The organism is Streptomyces longhuiensis (assembly GCF_020616555.1).
In the GTDB taxonomy this organism is placed as follows: Bacteria; Actinomycetota; Actinomycetes; order Streptomycetales; family Streptomycetaceae; genus Streptomyces; species Streptomyces longhuiensis.
Window position 1 is genome coordinate 7,892,409 of sequence record NZ_CP085173.1, and the last position, 14,978, is coordinate 7,907,386.

A 14,978-nucleotide genomic window follows, 5' to 3' on the forward strand; every position below is an offset into this window, starting at 1 on the left:
TTCTTCCAGGTCGGCGGGTGCGAACGGTGCGTGGGCGCGGCTCAGGCCGCCCAGGCAGCCGGCCGAGGGCCCGCCTGCAGGTGGCGGGCCGGTGGGGGCGCCGCGGCGGTGGCGGCCGGGGCTGGTCGCGCTCGGCGTCGCCGGGGCCATCGCCTGCGCGGGCGGTGTCGCGTGGACGGTAGGTAATGCCGGAGAGCGGCAGCCGGTGCTGTCCGTGGTGCGTCCGGTGGCTGCGGGTGAGGTGATCGAGGCGCGTGACGTGGGTGTCGTACGACTTGGTGTCGATGATGCCACGCAGTTGGTCCTCGCTGGCCATCGGGATGCGGTGATCGGTCGGCGGGCCGTGGTGCCTTTGGTGTCCGGGCAGTTGCTCGCGCCCGGGCAGCTGGGCGACGCGGCCGGGTTCCCGCCGGATGGGCAGGCGCTCGTCGTCGTGGGTGTGGAGCCGGGGATGCTGCCCGCTGGACTGGCGCAGGGACAGCGGATCGCTGTGGTGCCCGGCGCCCTGCCGGGCGGACGTGGCACGGCTGACGCAGAGGCGAAGGTGCCGGATCCGGTGCTGGGTGTGGTGAACGCGGTGGGGCGGCCGGAGTCGGCGTCCGGCAAGGGCGCTGTGACGGTGCTCGTGGATGCCGGGGCGGTGCGCCGGGTGGCGCAGATGAGCGACCCGAGGGTCGCGGTGTTGAGCACGTCTGTGAAGGCGGTGTCCTGATGCGGCAGATCGTGGCGCTCGGGTCACTCAAGGGAGCGGCGGGGGTGAGCACGCTTGCTCTGGCACTGGCCGCGGCGTGGCCGCCCAGCGGTGCGGTGCCGCCCTTGGTGGTGGAGGCGGATGCTTCCGGGGGCGACCTTGCAGTGAGGTTCGGACTGTCGGACATGGCGGGCCTGCTCGCGTTGGCGGCCGGCGCCCGGCGGCCTGGGGCGGAGCGGGACCTTGAGGCCTGTACGCAGGAGATTGCGGGAGGTCTGCGTGTGGTGGTGGCGCCGACCGGAGTGGATCAGGCCCTGCCGAGCGTCGCGGAGGTAGCGGCATGCCTGCCCGTGCTGCGCGGTGATGCCGGCAGCGAGGGGACGGTGCTGCTCGATCTCGGGCACCTTGGTGCTGCCCCGTCGCGGGAGCTGGCGCGGGCGGCGGACCGCTTGGTGCTGGTGGCCCGGGGCAGCGCGGACGCCCTGGCCCATGTGGCCGCTCGCCCCGAATGGCTGGAAGGAATCCCGACGGAGCTCGCCGTCGTCGGGAAGTGCCGCTACTCCGAGTCCGACATCGCCCAGGCGCTCGAGATGGAGCGGGACAGGATCCACTTGCTGCCCTGGGATGTCCGGGCCGCGGAGGCGTTCGCCGGTACTGCGCGTGTGACCGAAGGGCGGTGGCGCCGGTCGCCGCTGGCCCGGGCGGCATTCGTCCTGGCGCGGCGGCTGGCAGGGGCCGATGCGGGCGTGGCGCGTGGCGGGTTGTGCGGCGAGTTGGCGCAGCTCGGCTCGCGCGCCCTGCCCAGCCAGCTGCTCGGCCGGTCCGGGGCATTGCGGTCGCTGGAGAAGGGTGGTGCGCAGTGATGGACCATGTCGTGGCCGCGGAGAAGTTCCGGGAGAACATCGCCGCGAACCTGACCGGCTTCGCGCATTCGCGCAGTGAGGCTGGACTGCCGGTGCAGAGCGGTGGTGAACGTCGCACGCTGGCGAGGAAGCTGCTCGCCGATGAGATCGCCTCCCACAACCAGGGCCGACTGAGAGTGGGAAAGCCTGCCCTGAGTGATGTGGAAAGGGAGGGCATCGAACGCTCGGTGATGGAGTCCCTGTTCGGCCTCGGCTCGCTACAGGAGCTCTTGGACGACGGGCGAATCGAGAACATCCAGATCAACGGCGCGGACCAGGTCTTCGTCCGCTACGCCGACGGAACCGAGGAGCAGCGTGCCCCCGTGGCCGCCTCCGACGGTGAACTCGTCGATCTCGTACGGCAGATCGCGGCGCGCTCGGGCCTGGAGGAACGGCGCTTCGACCGCGGATCACCGAGCCTGAACGTCTGCCTGCCGGACGGGTCCCGCTTGTTCGCGGTCATGGCACTTTCGCACCGTGTGGGGCTGACGATCCGCCGGCATCGCTTCAAGCGCGTGACCATGGACGACCTGGTCGACCGCCTCGGCGTGTGCGACCGGCGCCTGGCAGCGCTTCTGACCGCGCTGGTGCGGGCTCGGAAGAACATCATCATCGGCGGCGGCACCAACGTCGGAAAGACCACCCTAGCCCGCGCCCTGGCCTCGGTGATCCCACCGTACGAGCGGCTGGTGACGATCGAGGACACCTTCGAACTAGGGCTGCACGAGGACACGCTCGCGCACCCCAACGTGATGGCCCTGCAGGCCCGTGAAGCGAACCTGGAGGGCGAGGGCGCCGTCGACCAGGCGGAGCTGGTGCGCTGGGGGCTTCGGATGTCTCCGGACCGGGTGATCGTCGGGGAGATCCGCGGCCCGGAGGTCGTGCCGATGTGCAACGCCATGAGCCAGGGCAACGACGGCTCCCTCTCCACCATCCACGCTTCCACCTCACGCGGGGTGTTCACGAAACTCGCCGCCTACGCCGCCCAGTCACCGGAGCGGCTTTCGCTGGAGGCGACGAATCTGCTGGTCGCCTCGGCCGTGCACTTCGTGGTGCATGTGGGCTGGGACGCGGACGGCAGGCGCGTCATCGACTCGATCCGCGAGGTCGTGGACGCCGACGGCACGCAGATCGTCTCCAACGAGGTCTACAAGCCCGGCCCCGACGGGCGCGCCGCGCCAGGGGCGCCGGTGCGCACCGAAACCTTCGACGAGCTCGTCGACGCAGGCCTGGACGTGGACCTCCTGCGCGCCGAGCGGCGGAGGACTCCATGACCCACCACGTGCTCATCGGACTGTTGCTGGGAGCAGGGCTCGCCCTGTCCCTCTGGCTGACCGTGTACGGCGCCCTGCCGAGCCCGCCCGGCCGCCGCACCGCACAACGGCGGTTGCGACTGCCCCTGCAGGCGAGCGGGCGGCAGTGGCTGGTCGCCGCTGTCACCGCCGCCCTGACAATGGCCCTCACAGGCTGGCCAGTTGCAGGGCTCCTCACCATGGTCGGCGTACTCACCCTGCCGCGACTGCTGGGACGAGACCGCCAAGCAGCGGCCCGCACGACCAGGCTGGAAGCCGTCGCCACCTGGGCAGAGATGCTGCGCGACACCCTGTCCGCGGCGGCCGGACTGGAACAGGCGATCCTCGCCACAGCCCCCATCGCCCCGCCCGCCCTGCGCGAGCAGACGGCCCGCCTTGCGACCCGCATCGACGACGGGCATCCGCTGGGTGAAGCGCTGCGCACCTTCGCCGACGAGGTCGACGACGCCACCTGCGACATGGTCACGGCCGCACTGGTCATGGCCGCCGAACGCCAAGCCCGCCAACTTTCCGGACTGCTGGGACAGTTGGCGGCCGCGACCCGGGAACAGGTGACCATGCGGCTCAAGACGGAGGCCGGGCGCGGGCGGGTGAGGACCTCGGTGCGCGTCATCACCTGCACCACTCTGGGCATGGCTGGGGGACTGGTCGTCCTCAACCGCCCCTACCTCACTCCGTACGCGAGCGCTGAGGGACAACTCGTCCTCGCCTTGGTGGGCGGCCTGTTCGCCCTCGCCTTCTGGTGGCTGATGAAGATCGCCACCCTGGAGGAGGAACCCCGGGTCCTGAAAACCGTACGTCCCGCGCCGGGGGAGGCGGGGGTCCGATGACCGTGATTCTTCTCGGGCTGGGTCTCGGCGGATTCCTGGCACTTGCGGTGTACGGCATCAACCCGCCCCGCGCCTCCCTCGCCGACACACTCGCGAGACTCGGCAACCCCCCGGCCGCACCACCATCGGCGGCCGTGGAAGACAAGGTAGAGGGCTGGGCGACGCGGCTCGGGTGGCGTGCCGTGCCGACACTGAAGGCCCTGGGCCTGCCCACGCGGAGCCTTCGCGACGACCTCACGGTCGCCGAGGTGCCGGTCGAGCGTTTCCTGGCAGAGAAGGCGGCCGCCTTCCTCGCCGGCCTTCTCGCGCCGAGCGTCGCGTCACTGCTGCTCTGGGCGCTGACCGGCAGCGGATTCGGTGTGCGACTGACGGTCCTCGGCTCACTGCTGACCGGCACGGTGCTGTTCTTCACCCCAGACCTGTCCGTACGCGCCGAGGCCCGCAAGCGCCGCAAGGAACTGCGCCACACCCTGTCCGTCTTCCTCAACCTCGTCGTCATCGCCCTGGCGGGCGGTGCCGGCATCCACCAGTCCCTCGCGGACGCCGGAGCCAATGCGCACGGATGGGGCGCGGCCCAATTGCGCCGCGCCCTGACCGCCGCGGAGGTCGGGCGAACCAACGTCTGGCACGAGCTGGGCGAACTGGGAGCCCGCACCGGCGTGCGGGAACTGACGGAACTCGCGGCGACGGTCTCACTCGCCGGCAGCGAAGGCGCCAAGATCCGCGTGTCGCTGGAGGCCAAGGCCGCCGCGATGCGCACCCGCAGCCTCGCCGAGGCCGACGGCGCCGCGCAGTCCGCCACCGAACGCATGTCGCTGCCCGTCGTCGTCCTCTTCGCGGGCTTCCTCGTCTTCATCGGCTACCCGGCCCTGCAGAACGTTCTCGCCGGCCTGTAGCCACACACACTCACTACGAAAACGGAGCTTGCCGTGAACCTTCGCTCGATCGAAGCCCGGACCCGCACCTGGTGGCGACGCGCCAGAAGGGCGATGGCCCAGGATGCCGGGTACTCCACCGAGACCGTCATCGTCACCGCCCTCCTCGTCATCATGGGCCTCGCGGTCATCGGCATCATCGCCTCCAAGGTGACCGCCAAAGCGGGCGGGATCGACCTTGGCTAAAGGAAGCCAACGACGACGCATGAAGCGGCCGGCGGACCGTGGGGCCGTGAGTGCCGAGCTGGTCCTCGTGGTCCCGCTGCTGATGACCCTGCTGCTACTCATCGTGCAGTTCGCCCTCGCGCTCCACGCCCAGCACATTGCGCAGACGGCCGCCTCCCGCGCCTTGGCGGCCGCCCGAGCCCAGCACGCCACCGCCGCGGCCGGAGACGCGCGCGCCGCGGCCACGCTGCGACTCCTGGGCGGCCGGATCCTCACACATCCCACAGTGAAGGTCAGCCGCGGCGCCGAGAACGTGGTGACACATGTCGAGGGCGAGGTCGTTGCGGTGGTACCGGGACTGCATCTGCGGGTGGCAGGAAACGCTGCGGGACCGACCGAGAGATGGGCGGCACAGACAGGGTGATCGGATGCACGTGACCACTCACTTACACAGGCCACGGGATGCCGGGTCGGCGACGACCGAACTCGTCCTGGTGACACCGTTGTTGATCCTGCTGGCGCTGGTCGCCGTCGCCTTCGGCAAGCTCGTCGGCGCGCGCCTGGACGCCGACGAAGCCGCCCACCAGGCGGCCCGCGCCGCCTGCCTGGCACGCTCCACCGACGCGGCCCGGGCCAATGCCGGCCAGGCGGCCAACCGCAGCCTGACCGGAGCCGGATCCTCATGCACCAGCCCCCGGATCGCCCCCGAACTGGGCGCCTTCGCCCCCGGGGGAGTGGTGCGCGTGACAGTGACGTGCCATGTCTCCCTCGACGTCCCAGGCATGCGCAGCGTGGATGTCACAGCCTCGGCCGCTTCCGTCGTCGACCTGTATCGGGGAGTAGAGCCATGAGACGTAAATACCGACGACGCGCGGCGTGCGAAGACTCGGGACAGGTCACCGCAGTCGTCGTCGTGTCGGTGGCCGGACTATTCCTGTTCGCCGGACTCGTCATCGACGGCGGCCTCGCCCTGGCCGGGAAGGTACGCGCCGCAGACACCGCGCAGGAGGCCGCGCGCGCCGCCTGCCAGGAAGTCGACCTCGACTACCTGCGCGCCACCCACCGCACCAGACTCAACACACCACAGGCGGCTGCCGTGGCACGCGGACGGGTGGCCGCCGTCGGCGACACCGCCCGCGTGCAGGTACGCGAGGACCAGGTACGAGTCAACGTCACCCACATCCAGAAAACCCAGGTTCTCTCACTGGTCGGCCTGGACCGGCTCACAACCACCGCATCCGCCACCGCCCACATCGAACTCGGCACCACCACCCCCTGGGATCAGGGCACCCAAGGAGCGCCCTGATGACAAGACCGGCCCCGGCTCCCCACACACCAAACCGGCTGACTGCCGCCGTGCGACTCCTGGCCTCCGGCAGCGCATTCACCGCGGCGGTGGCCGGCATCCCCTACGTTCTCCTCACCACCCTCGGCACGCCCTGGCCCAGCCAAGTCACCTCATTCAACGAGCTGGCCACGCGCCTTGGGCAACCGATCAGCGACCCCTTCGTCCTCCAGATCCTCGCGCTCGTGGGCTGGGCCTGCTGGGCGTACTTCACGGCCACCGTGCTGCGCGAAGCGCTCTGGCTGCTACGGCGCCTTCCCACGCTCGTACGGGACACGGCGCTCCTACGGCGACACACCGCAACGCTGCCCGCCCACCGGGCCGCCGCCGCACTCCTCGTCGGCACCCTCCTCATCGCCCTGATCGCCATGTGGCGCCTGCCCGTCGCGCACGCCACAGCCCCTGCCACGAACCCCGCCGCAGCACCGATTGCGACCTCAGCGCCCCTGCATGCGCCACCCACGCGAACCGCTCGGCCAGAGCACGCCACCTACATCGTGCAACCCGGCGACACACTGTGGGACATCGCCGAACAGCACCTCGGCGACCCCCTGCACTGGCCAAAGATCTACCAACTCAGCTGCGCCATCCGGCAATCCGACGGCGAACTACTCTCCGACCCAGACCACATCCAACCGGGCTGGAGACTTCACCTGCCCGTCCACAACTCGCCCGCACCCGCGCCACGCCCGCCCCGGCCGTCCACCGAGACGCCCGCGCCGTCCCCCAGCACACCGACGCCCACCCCTGAGCCGGAGGAGCACCAGCCCCCCGACCGCAGCGAACACGGCAACGAGCACCGTCAGACGGACCAGCAGCAACAGGATGGCCGGACGGACCCGGACGATCGCCCGGCGACCATCCCGCTCGGCACCGCCTCCGCCATCGGCGTCACCACCGCTGCTGGCATCGCGGCGGCCCTCGGCTTCGCCCGCTGGCACGCTGCACGACGCCGCACCCCCAGCCTCGACACCCTCGCCACGCCCCTGGAGGACGACGACCTTCAGCTGGGCCAGGCCCTGCACCGCAGCAACCAAGCCCACCTGGCCAGCCGAGCCACCCGCCACCACAACCCCGACACCATGACCCGGCGCACCGCCCCGGCCGACCCCGAGCAGCCCGGCACCGTCACCATCGCCGAACGCACCGGCCGGGAAGTACACATCGACGCCCTCGCCGTACCCGGCGGCGTACACCTGGACGGGCCAGGCGCCGACGGCGCCGCCCGCCACCTGCTCATCGCCATCGCCGGTGCCGCCCAGCGACTACGCCCCACCCCGCCCCGCGTACAACTCCTCGCGGACACAGCGACCGTGCGCCGCCTGCTGCTCGGCATCGAGGCAGCCGTCCCGGCCTGGACCCTCACCGAACATCCCACCGAAGCGATCCAACTCGCTGAGCACGCGCTACTCGAGCACGCCCGCCACCAACAGCGCATGGACACCGAGGCGTTGGAACACGACGCACCCGCCCTCCATCTGCTCCTCCTGGACGGCGAAAGCCCCGACACAGACGCAGGTCGCCTGCAAGCCCTGGCCGCACGAGCCGACGCCGGCCAACTCGCCGTCGTCGCCCTCGGCGGCACGCGCGGCAGGGCCCAGCACCAGCTCTCCATCGCCGGGGACGGCACCTGCACCGGCGCCCCCGCCGCCCTGGACAGCGCCACGATGTTCGTCCTCACCCCCGACACGGCCAACGAACTCGCCCAAGGTCTGCTGGCCGCTCACGGACACCACACCGTCCCGCTCGGCCCCGCCGACGCCTCAACCCCCGAACCACGCCCCGCCACGGCACCTCATCGCCCCCACAATGCCCGTCCAAGCCCGCGCCCCCAGCCCCCTGATCCCGCTAAGGCCGCCGGGCCGCCGACCCGCCCGGTGCACCTTTCTCTCCTCGGAGGATTCAAACTCCTCGTCCACGGCAAAGAATGCACACTCGCCGACACCAGAAAAGAAGAGACCCGCGAATTCATCGCCCTCCTCGCCGCCCACGCGAACGGTCTCCGAGGCGAAGAAATCGCCGAGAAGATGCAACTCGCAGACGACCCGACCGAAATGAAATCCGAACTCGAAAACCTACGGCGCGCCGCCCGACGCGTCTTCCGCAGCGCCACCGGAAAAAAAGAGGTCGCCTTCATCACCCTCAGCGGCCCCATCCACCGCCTCGACCCGCAATACATCTCCACGGACGTCACCGCGTTCACCGACGCCCTCACCCAGGCCACCCGCGCCGACTCCCCGTACCAACGCGCCACAGCCCTCCAGCACGCCACCGCCCTCTACACCGGACAGCTCTGCGAAGGCGCCGACTACCTGTGGGCCCAGGGCCTCAGGACCGCCTTGCACCGCCGCGCCCTCGACGCCCTGATGCTCCTCGCCGAACACACCGCACAGCACTCCACCGACCCCGAACCCGCCCTTGACCTGCTCAACCAGGCCGCCGACCTCGACCCCGAAAACGAGCGCGTCTACCGGCGCATCATCCAGCTCCAGATCACCCTGGGACGCGACGATGCCGCCCACCGCACCCTGAGCCTGCTCACGGACCGCCTCGCCGCCATCGACGAGGCACCCGAACCCGCCACCCTCGCACTCCTCAACCAGGCCCCGCCCACGCGCTCGACTCCAGCCAGGAGCTCGTCAATCCGACGGTGAAGTCCTCCCGCTCGTCCCGACCCCCGTCCTGTCACGGGGATCCATCCCGCCGTCCTGCTTGCACAGGAGCACCCCGCAGGCGCGTCAGCCCAGGTCACGGCTCGATCCGCCACCGCGGACCGGGCCAGCCTGCATATCGGTACGAGAACCTGTCCCGATCTGCGGAACTGGCGGCCCACCCCTGCTCTCCCCTTCTACACAGCTCACTACCTCTCTGCTCACCATTGCTGTCACCTGCTCTTCCTCCTCCAATCCCCTCCCTTCCTTTCCTCCTTCTCTGCTTGAGCCGGTTCGCCGGCCCCGGGCCGGAAGAGGCGGGCGCCCAGGCGTAGCCGGAGGCGCCCGCCGTGCCGCCGGGGCCGTGCCGCCGGGGCCGTGCCGCCGGGGCCGTGCCGCCGGGGCCGTGCCGCCGGGGCCGTGCCGCCGGGGCCGTGCCGCCGGGGCTCGTTCGAGCGTGCGCTCGATTTTCCGGTTCCGCCGGCGCCCTGGCAGGCCTTGACTTCGGTCGTGGAATCGCGGCGGCACGACCGGAAGCGTTGAGCGGCCCCGAATTCGCCGCAATAAGCGTCGCGAATTCGCGAGAATTCCAGCATTATCAAGCCGGAATTCCACCTTCACTGCACCCCCGGATCGAGCTATATTTAAATTGTTCCCGAAAGGCGGGGACGGAAAGGCCGAAAGTGCCCAGCGGGAGATTCTCCGAATGGGTGGCCGAATATGGAAAGGGGATTCGGGTGGGCGGCTATAAGGTGAATGCGGTAGAGCTGTGTCAGGCGGACGCGCTGAACTGGATCGAGTTCGAAACTCTCGTGTGCCATGACGAATGGGAAGAACTCGGTTTCGGCGAGTTCGGGACGCGAGTGAAGTTCCGCGGAACGCTCGTGGCGGTCGAAAACGGTCACACCAGGGGCCGGGCCTGGTCCCGGGTCCGGGTGCGCGTCACCGCCCCGGCGACCCGCCAGCCGGTCGAGATCACCTCGGTGCTCGGCAGCCACATCACGGTCACGCTGACCGACCTCGAGGACTGACCCTGGGCCTCGGCCCGCCGCGTCCCTGACCAACCTCGTATTGCGGTGCCGCCCGCCAGCCCTTGGCCCGCCCCGCGACGGCACCCCCACTGCCACCACACCTCCAGGTCCGCACCTCGGCACCTCGATGCCGAAATTACGCCGCCCCCATCGCCCGCCCCTGGCGGCCCCGCATGCCGTGCCGGGTGAGCGCCGAGTGAGCAGAGGGCTGGCGCGAACCCCCACCGATTTCTCCTTAAGACAGTGAGAGGAAGGCTTTGCCATGGCCGCAAGCACCCCTGCCCCCTCGACCTCCACGCCCGCCGTATCAGGGAAGTCCCGCCCTGGTGAACTGCGGGCCCGGATTGCCGGGATCCTGGCGACCAGTCCGCAGGGCCGGTACACGGTGACCGAACTGGCCAAGCAGCTGGGGCATTCGGGCGGTGCGGTCGGCAACGCCTGCGAAACCCTCGTCACCCGGGGCGAGGCGGAGCGGCTCCGTGACAAGCCCCGTACCTACCGGGCGACATCGACCACGGCCGCCGCCGCACAGCACACTCCGTCCGCCTCAGCCCCGAGCGCACCTCGGCCCCGTCAGGTGGGCGCGGTGCCCGCACCCGCACCGCCGCCGAGCGGGCGCCCCGCCCCGGTCACCCGCCCCAACGGGCAGCGCTACCACCCCAGGGCGCTGGCGAACCTGCCCGATGTGGAGGCGCTCCAGCGCCTGCGCGAAGCGACCGTCCCGGTCCTCCTCTACGGGCCGCCGGGCACCGGGAAGACCTCCCTTATCGAGGCCGCCTTCGGGGACCTGATCACGGTCGCGGGGGACGGGGACACCACGGTCGGCGACCTGATCGGGGAGTACACCCAGGACGACCAGGGCGGCTACGAGTTCATCTACGGCCCCCTCGTCACGGCCATGCAGGAGGGCCGCGCCCTCCTCCTCGACGACGCGACCCTGATCTCCCCGAAAGTCCTGGCCGCCCTGTACCCGGCGATGGACGGCCGCAGGCAGATCCAGGTCAAGGCGCACAAGGGCGAGACGATCACGGCAGCCGACGGGTTCTACGTGATCGCCGGACACAACCCGGGCGTGCACGGCGCGGTCCTCACCGAGGCCCTGGCCTCCCGGTTCAGCATGCAGATCCAGGTCGGCTCCGACTACGACCTGGCCGCCTCCTTGAACATCAACCGCACGGCCGTGAGGGTCGCCCGCAACCTCGCCACACGCCAGGAGGCCGGAGAAGTCGGCTGGGCCCCGCAACTGCGCGAGTTGATCGCCTTCCAGAAGATCGCCGACGTACTCGGCACCGCAGTGGCCTTCGCCAACCTGGTCGGCATCGCACCCCTGGAAGACCGGGACACGGTCACCGAGATCGTCACCAAGGCCATCGGTAACCCGGTCACCGCCCTCGCCCTGGGCCGCCAGCTCTAACACCCCACCCCCACCTGCCGGTTGCCGTATCGCCCCGGCGGTACGGCCCGGCCGCCCCCTGCGCGCAACAGCTTCGAAAGGACCCTGCGATGACCACGCTTGCCCCCGCCCACGTGCACCGCCCGCCCGCCCGGACCGAGACGCAGGAGGCACTCGCCCGCTGGGAGGACGACGGCGGCCCGCTCTATGACACGGCGCCGCGCCCGGAGGCGGCCGAGTGGCTGCGGATCTCGGCGGAACTGACCGAGCGCCTGCCCGAACTCGCCGGACGCCAGGACATCCTGGTGACCTGCGCCCCGGGCACCCTTTCCGGCGCCCCGGCCGCCTTCTTCCCCGCCACCGCCAACCTCGAGATCGACGCGGCCCTGTTCACCCCGCACCGCCCCCGCACCCTGCACCCGCAGCGGGCAGGGGACGAGGAACGCTACCCGGTGGCCTGGGGCGCGATGATCCACGAAGCCGCACACGCCGCCCACTCCCGATGGCTCACCCCAACCGTGCCCAGCGGCACCGCTCAGCGGGCGGCGGCCGAAATGCTGGAGGAGTCCCGCGCCGAGGCCGCCCACCTCGCGCGCCGCCCCGACGACCGACGCTTCTTGCGGGCCACGGTGCACACGGTGGTGATGGCCGAGATGATGGCCCAGGCTCCCGCCGACCGATGGCACGCCGCCTTCATCGCCGGACTCCTGCTCGCCCGCCGAGATGCCGGAATCCTCGACCCCGACGAAAGCGAACCGGTCGAGCAGGCAGTCACCGCGATCCTCGGCCCCGACCTCCTCACCCAGCTCGCCGCGATCTGGACGGCCGCCCATGCCACGGCCGATGACGACACCGAGGCGATGCTCGGCCACGGCCGGGCCTGGTGCCAGGCGCTCGACCAAAAACCCCATGCCTCCGAACCACCCCCGACCCCCGGCTCCTGCGCCCCGCCACACGGCGCATCCGGTGCCCTGGCCGAGGCGGTCGGCCAGACGGTCCGCGCAGTACGCCGCAACGAACAAGCCCAAGCCCAGGCGCGTCAGCAGGCCGACGCCGCCCGCCAGGAACGAGCGCGGGCCAAAGCCGAACAGGCCCAACAACAGCGGCAAGCCGCCCAGACCGCAAGCCAGGTCTTCACGCCCGGCGCCCGCCCGGTTCTGCCCGGCAGGCGCCCGCAACCGCGCAGGAAACTGCGCTCACCGGTGACCGGCACCCGCACCCCCACCGGGCCGGAGAAGGCGGCAGCCGGACGCCTGGCCCGCGCCCTGCGGGCGGCCGCCTACCGCGAACGCACCGCCACCATCACCGCCTCGGCAGCGCCCCCTGGCCGGTTGAACATGCGCCAGGCCCTGGCCCGCGACGCCCAGCAAGCCGCCGGAGCCGTACCCACCGCCACCCCCTGGATCCACACCCAGCGCAAACACACCCCCACCCCACCCCTCAGGGTCGCCATCGCGGTCGACGTGTCCGGCTCCATGGGCTCGGCAGCCGGACCCATCGCCTCGGCCGCCTGGATCCTGGCCCGCGCCACCGCCCTGACCGACCCCGACTCCCGCAGCGCCACCGTCGCCTACGACCGTGCCCTGACCGCCATCACCGCCCCCGGCCGCACCCCGGCCCGGGTCACCGAGTTCGACGCGAGCGGCAGCGGCCACCGCCTGGCCGAAGCCATCGACGCCCTCACCGCCGGACTCGGCCTCGACCACCCCGGAGCAGGCCGCCTCCTGGTGATCGCCTCCGACGGCCACTACTACCCCGAAGAAGCCGCCAACGCCGCCGCACGCATCACCGCCCTGCGCGCGACCGGCTGCGCAGTCCTCTGGCTCGCCTTCGCCCCCAACGCCCGCCCACTGGACGGCGCCATCTTCCTCGAACTGACCGACCCCGCCCAGGCCGCCGCCGCAATCGCAACAGCCGCGAGCGCCGCCCTGACCGCCGCCACCCACACCTGACCACCCCCTGGCCGCCCCACCTGCGGCCGCGCCACACCCCGAGCGCCCTGGGCTGCCCGCCTGCCGGGCGGGCGGCCCCCACACCACCCACCGGACCAACTCACACGAAGGAGCACCCCCGTCATGGCCTCGATCGCCGAACGCTCCCACGCCGCCGCCGTGTTCATCCGCCACAACATGGCCGTCAGCCCACACGGCCGCTACCGGGGCGAGGAACACGCCCGCACCGCGATCCGCCTGGCCGCCCTCCTCGGGCTGGGCCTCGACCAGATCACCACCGAACCGGACTGGCTCCGTCGCCGCACCACACCAGGCGAACCCGTACTGGCTACCGCCACCTGCCCCGACACCAAAGAGACGTACCGCTTCCTGCTCCGCTACCCCGTCTACGACGACGAGCCCTTCGAACTGCTCGGGCCCTGCCCGGCGTGCTTCGCCGACGTCCCGGCCGCCACGGTCCGCCACCTCGCCGACCTCGGCGACTACCTGGCGCGCGGCCCCCTCCAGATCGCGGACTGCGACCGGCAGGGCGGAACCCCCGACACCTTCGACCGTGACCAGGGCCACACCGACACCTGCCGCTACGGGGAGCACCTCTAACGCCATCCCGCCCATCCCACGGCACGAAAGGGCAACCGACCATGACCAACCCCTCCAGCCGCGTACACGGCGCCACCCAGACCGCTCCGCCCGCCACCCCGCAGCGCCCCGGCGAACAGGTCGTGCACGACCTCCTCGGCCCAGACGCCCACCAGCGTCTGCGGACCCAGGCCCAGGCCGACGGCCCTCACGCCGCCCTGGCCCAACTGGTCATGGAAACCGCCCGAGAGGCCGACCGGCTCTACGACCGACTGCGCCTGCAAGCCGCGTACTCCCGTGACCGCCTCACCGAAGCCCTCGACCACCGCCGCACCACAGCGTTCATCCCCGTCAGCGGACTGCTCGGCCCATGCGGGCACAGCACCGACCTCCTCGCAGCACGCTGCGCCCAACAGCTGAACCAACTCGGGCTCGTCCTCGACACCTACCGAACCGCCCGTCAGAGCACCCCCTGACAACCACCACACGCCGCATCCCCAGCGCCCACCCTCGGGCACCGGGGATGCACGACTCGGCCGGCACCGGATCCTTCGGCGCATCCCGAGCCCCCGTGTTGCGCTCGTCCTCCCGAAAGGATCGCCCCCCATGCCCCGAATCCACCTGCCGCGCCACCACCGCAACGCAGCGCACCGGATCCTCACTCACGCGTATGCCCTGATCACCGCCAGCGAGGGACAGCAGACGACCACCCGCCTCGTAGACGTACTTGTCCAGGCGGCCGCCGGCATCGAGGAGACTGAACTCTTCGACGGTGTACCGCAGTCACGATGCTGGGCGGTGAAGGAGGCAGCCCGCTGCCTGCTGCTGTGCGCAAACCCCGACCACCCCGCCCGGCTCACCGACACCGGCTTGCCCGATCACCTCACCGCACTCGATCAACTCCCGTACGCCGAGCGCACCATGCTGGTGGCCGAGGCCGCACGCCGTACCGAAACCCGTCCCATCACCACCCTGCACCTGCCGCACCCCACCCCGGCCCCGAAACGGCCCGCACGGCGCCGCTCGGCAGGCCCCTGCACCTGCGCATGCAGCACAGGCGGGTTCTGCGGCGGCTGCGGCCACGCTGGCTGTACAGGACGGCGCTGAACACGTGCCTCTGGCCGCCCCGCGCCGCTGGGCCGCCAGGGGCCGGCCACGGGCACGGCAGCCTGCTTGTGGGGCGATTAGACG

The 14,978-nt window shown here is 71.3% G+C and carries 16 protein-coding genes; all 16 read left to right on the plus strand.

Annotated elements, in window-relative coordinates; translation table 11 throughout:
* Nucleotides 1-91: 91 nt before the first annotated feature.
* The 16 genes from LGI35_RS35920 to LGI35_RS35995 all read left to right on the plus strand — a co-directional run bounded on the left by LGI35_RS35920 (nucleotide 92) and on the right by LGI35_RS35995 (nucleotide 14,894).
* Nucleotides 92-712, plus strand: a complete 621-nt coding sequence (locus LGI35_RS35920) for an SAF domain-containing protein (RefSeq protein ID WP_227298433.1) — start codon at nucleotides 92-94, stop codon at nucleotides 710-712.
* Nucleotides 712-1,554 (plus strand): MinD/ParA family ATP-binding protein, encoded by an 843-nt coding sequence (locus tag LGI35_RS35925; protein WP_227298434.1) that lies wholly within the window; start codon nucleotides 712-714, stop codon nucleotides 1,552-1,554. The genes LGI35_RS35920 and LGI35_RS35925 overlap by 1 nt, the downstream gene beginning before the upstream one ends.
* On the plus strand, nucleotides 1,554-2,867 hold the full coding sequence (locus LGI35_RS35930) for a TadA family conjugal transfer-associated ATPase (RefSeq protein ID WP_227298435.1): 1,314 nt from the start codon (nucleotides 1,554-1,556) through the stop codon (nucleotides 2,865-2,867). Before LGI35_RS35925 ends, LGI35_RS35930 begins: the two co-directional genes overlap by 1 nt.
* The gene (locus LGI35_RS35935) at nucleotides 2,864-3,736 is read left to right on the plus strand and encodes a type II secretion system F family protein (protein WP_227298436.1); all 873 of its coding nucleotides are present in this window, start codon (nucleotides 2,864-2,866) and stop codon (nucleotides 3,734-3,736) included. Before LGI35_RS35930 ends, LGI35_RS35935 begins: the two co-directional genes overlap by 4 nt.
* Nucleotides 3,733-4,632 (plus strand): type II secretion system F family protein, encoded by a 900-nt coding sequence (locus tag LGI35_RS35940; protein WP_227298437.1) that lies wholly within the window; start codon nucleotides 3,733-3,735, stop codon nucleotides 4,630-4,632. Before LGI35_RS35935 ends, LGI35_RS35940 begins: the two co-directional genes overlap by 4 nt.
* Nucleotides 4,633-4,665: 33 nt before the next feature.
* Entirely contained in the window at nucleotides 4,666-4,857 is a 192-nt protein-coding gene (locus LGI35_RS35945; protein WP_227298438.1) for a hypothetical protein, read from the plus strand.
* 46 nt (nucleotides 4,858-4,903) lie between these two features.
* Nucleotides 4,904-5,260, plus strand: a complete 357-nt coding sequence (locus LGI35_RS35950) for a TadE/TadG family type IV pilus assembly protein (protein ID WP_264484694.1) — start codon at nucleotides 4,904-4,906, stop codon at nucleotides 5,258-5,260.
* A gap of 10 nt (nucleotides 5,261-5,270) precedes the next feature.
* Nucleotides 5,271-5,687, plus strand: coding sequence for a TadE/TadG family type IV pilus assembly protein (locus LGI35_RS35955; protein WP_227298440.1), 417 nt, complete (start codon nucleotides 5,271-5,273; stop codon nucleotides 5,685-5,687).
* Nucleotides 5,684-6,142, plus strand: coding sequence for a pilus assembly protein TadG-related protein (locus LGI35_RS35960; protein ID WP_227298441.1), 459 nt, complete (start codon nucleotides 5,684-5,686; stop codon nucleotides 6,140-6,142). The genes LGI35_RS35955 and LGI35_RS35960 overlap by 4 nt, the downstream gene beginning before the upstream one ends.
* Complete coding sequence (locus tag LGI35_RS35965; protein ID WP_227298442.1) at nucleotides 6,142-8,835, plus strand: AfsR/SARP family transcriptional regulator; 2,694 nt, start codon at nucleotides 6,142-6,144, stop codon at nucleotides 8,833-8,835. The genes LGI35_RS35960 and LGI35_RS35965 overlap by 1 nt, the downstream gene beginning before the upstream one ends.
* Before the next feature lie 734 nt (nucleotides 8,836-9,569).
* The gene (locus LGI35_RS35970; protein ID WP_227298443.1) at nucleotides 9,570-9,863 is read left to right on the plus strand and encodes a hypothetical protein; all 294 of its coding nucleotides are present in this window, start codon (nucleotides 9,570-9,572) and stop codon (nucleotides 9,861-9,863) included.
* A gap of 343 nt (nucleotides 9,864-10,206) precedes the next feature.
* On the plus strand, nucleotides 10,207-11,277 hold the full coding sequence (locus LGI35_RS35975; RefSeq protein WP_423835780.1) for an AAA family ATPase: 1,071 nt from the start codon (nucleotides 10,207-10,209) through the stop codon (nucleotides 11,275-11,277).
* An 89-nt stretch (nucleotides 11,278-11,366) separates the two neighbouring features.
* Nucleotides 11,367-13,208 (plus strand): vWA domain-containing protein, encoded by a 1,842-nt coding sequence (locus LGI35_RS35980; protein ID WP_227298445.1) that lies wholly within the window; start codon nucleotides 11,367-11,369, stop codon nucleotides 13,206-13,208.
* Nucleotides 13,209-13,331: 123 nt separating this feature from the next.
* On the plus strand, nucleotides 13,332-13,808 hold the full coding sequence (locus LGI35_RS35985; protein ID WP_227298446.1) for a hypothetical protein: 477 nt from the start codon (nucleotides 13,332-13,334) through the stop codon (nucleotides 13,806-13,808).
* A gap of 41 nt (nucleotides 13,809-13,849) precedes the next feature.
* Nucleotides 13,850-14,263 (plus strand): hypothetical protein, encoded by a 414-nt coding sequence (locus tag LGI35_RS35990; RefSeq protein ID WP_227298447.1) that lies wholly within the window; start codon nucleotides 13,850-13,852, stop codon nucleotides 14,261-14,263.
* 130 nt (nucleotides 14,264-14,393) lie between these two features.
* The gene (locus tag LGI35_RS35995; RefSeq protein ID WP_227298448.1) at nucleotides 14,394-14,894 is read left to right on the plus strand and encodes a hypothetical protein; all 501 of its coding nucleotides are present in this window, start codon (nucleotides 14,394-14,396) and stop codon (nucleotides 14,892-14,894) included.
* Nucleotides 14,895-14,978 lie beyond the last annotated feature (84 nt).

What these genes read in the sequence shown, in the direction of transcription:
- LGI35_RS35925 (WP_227298434.1), top strand. Translation starts at nt 712, where the DNA reads ATGCGGCAGATCGTGGCGCTCGGGTCACTCAAGGGAGCGGCGGGGGTG.
- LGI35_RS35930 (WP_227298435.1), top strand. Translation starts at nt 1,554, where the DNA reads ATGGACCATGTCGTGGCCGCGGAGAAGTTCCGGGAGAACATCGCCGCG.
- LGI35_RS35935 (WP_227298436.1), top strand. Translation starts at nt 2,864, where the DNA reads ATGACCCACCACGTGCTCATCGGACTGTTGCTGGGAGCAGGGCTCGCC.
- LGI35_RS35940 (WP_227298437.1), top strand. Translation starts at nt 3,733, where the DNA reads ATGACCGTGATTCTTCTCGGGCTGGGTCTCGGCGGATTCCTGGCACTT.
- LGI35_RS35960 (WP_227298441.1), top strand. Translation starts at nt 5,684, where the DNA reads ATGAGACGTAAATACCGACGACGCGCGGCGTGCGAAGACTCGGGACAG.
- LGI35_RS35965 (WP_227298442.1), top strand. Translation starts at nt 6,142, where the DNA reads ATGACAAGACCGGCCCCGGCTCCCCACACACCAAACCGGCTGACTGCC.
- LGI35_RS35980 (WP_227298445.1), top strand. Translation starts at nt 11,367, where the DNA reads ATGACCACGCTTGCCCCCGCCCACGTGCACCGCCCGCCCGCCCGGACC.
- LGI35_RS35985 (WP_227298446.1), top strand. Translation starts at nt 13,332, where the DNA reads ATGGCCTCGATCGCCGAACGCTCCCACGCCGCCGCCGTGTTCATCCGC.
- LGI35_RS35990 (WP_227298447.1), top strand. Translation starts at nt 13,850, where the DNA reads ATGACCAACCCCTCCAGCCGCGTACACGGCGCCACCCAGACCGCTCCG.
- LGI35_RS35995 (WP_227298448.1), top strand. Translation starts at nt 14,394, where the DNA reads ATGCCCCGAATCCACCTGCCGCGCCACCACCGCAACGCAGCGCACCGG.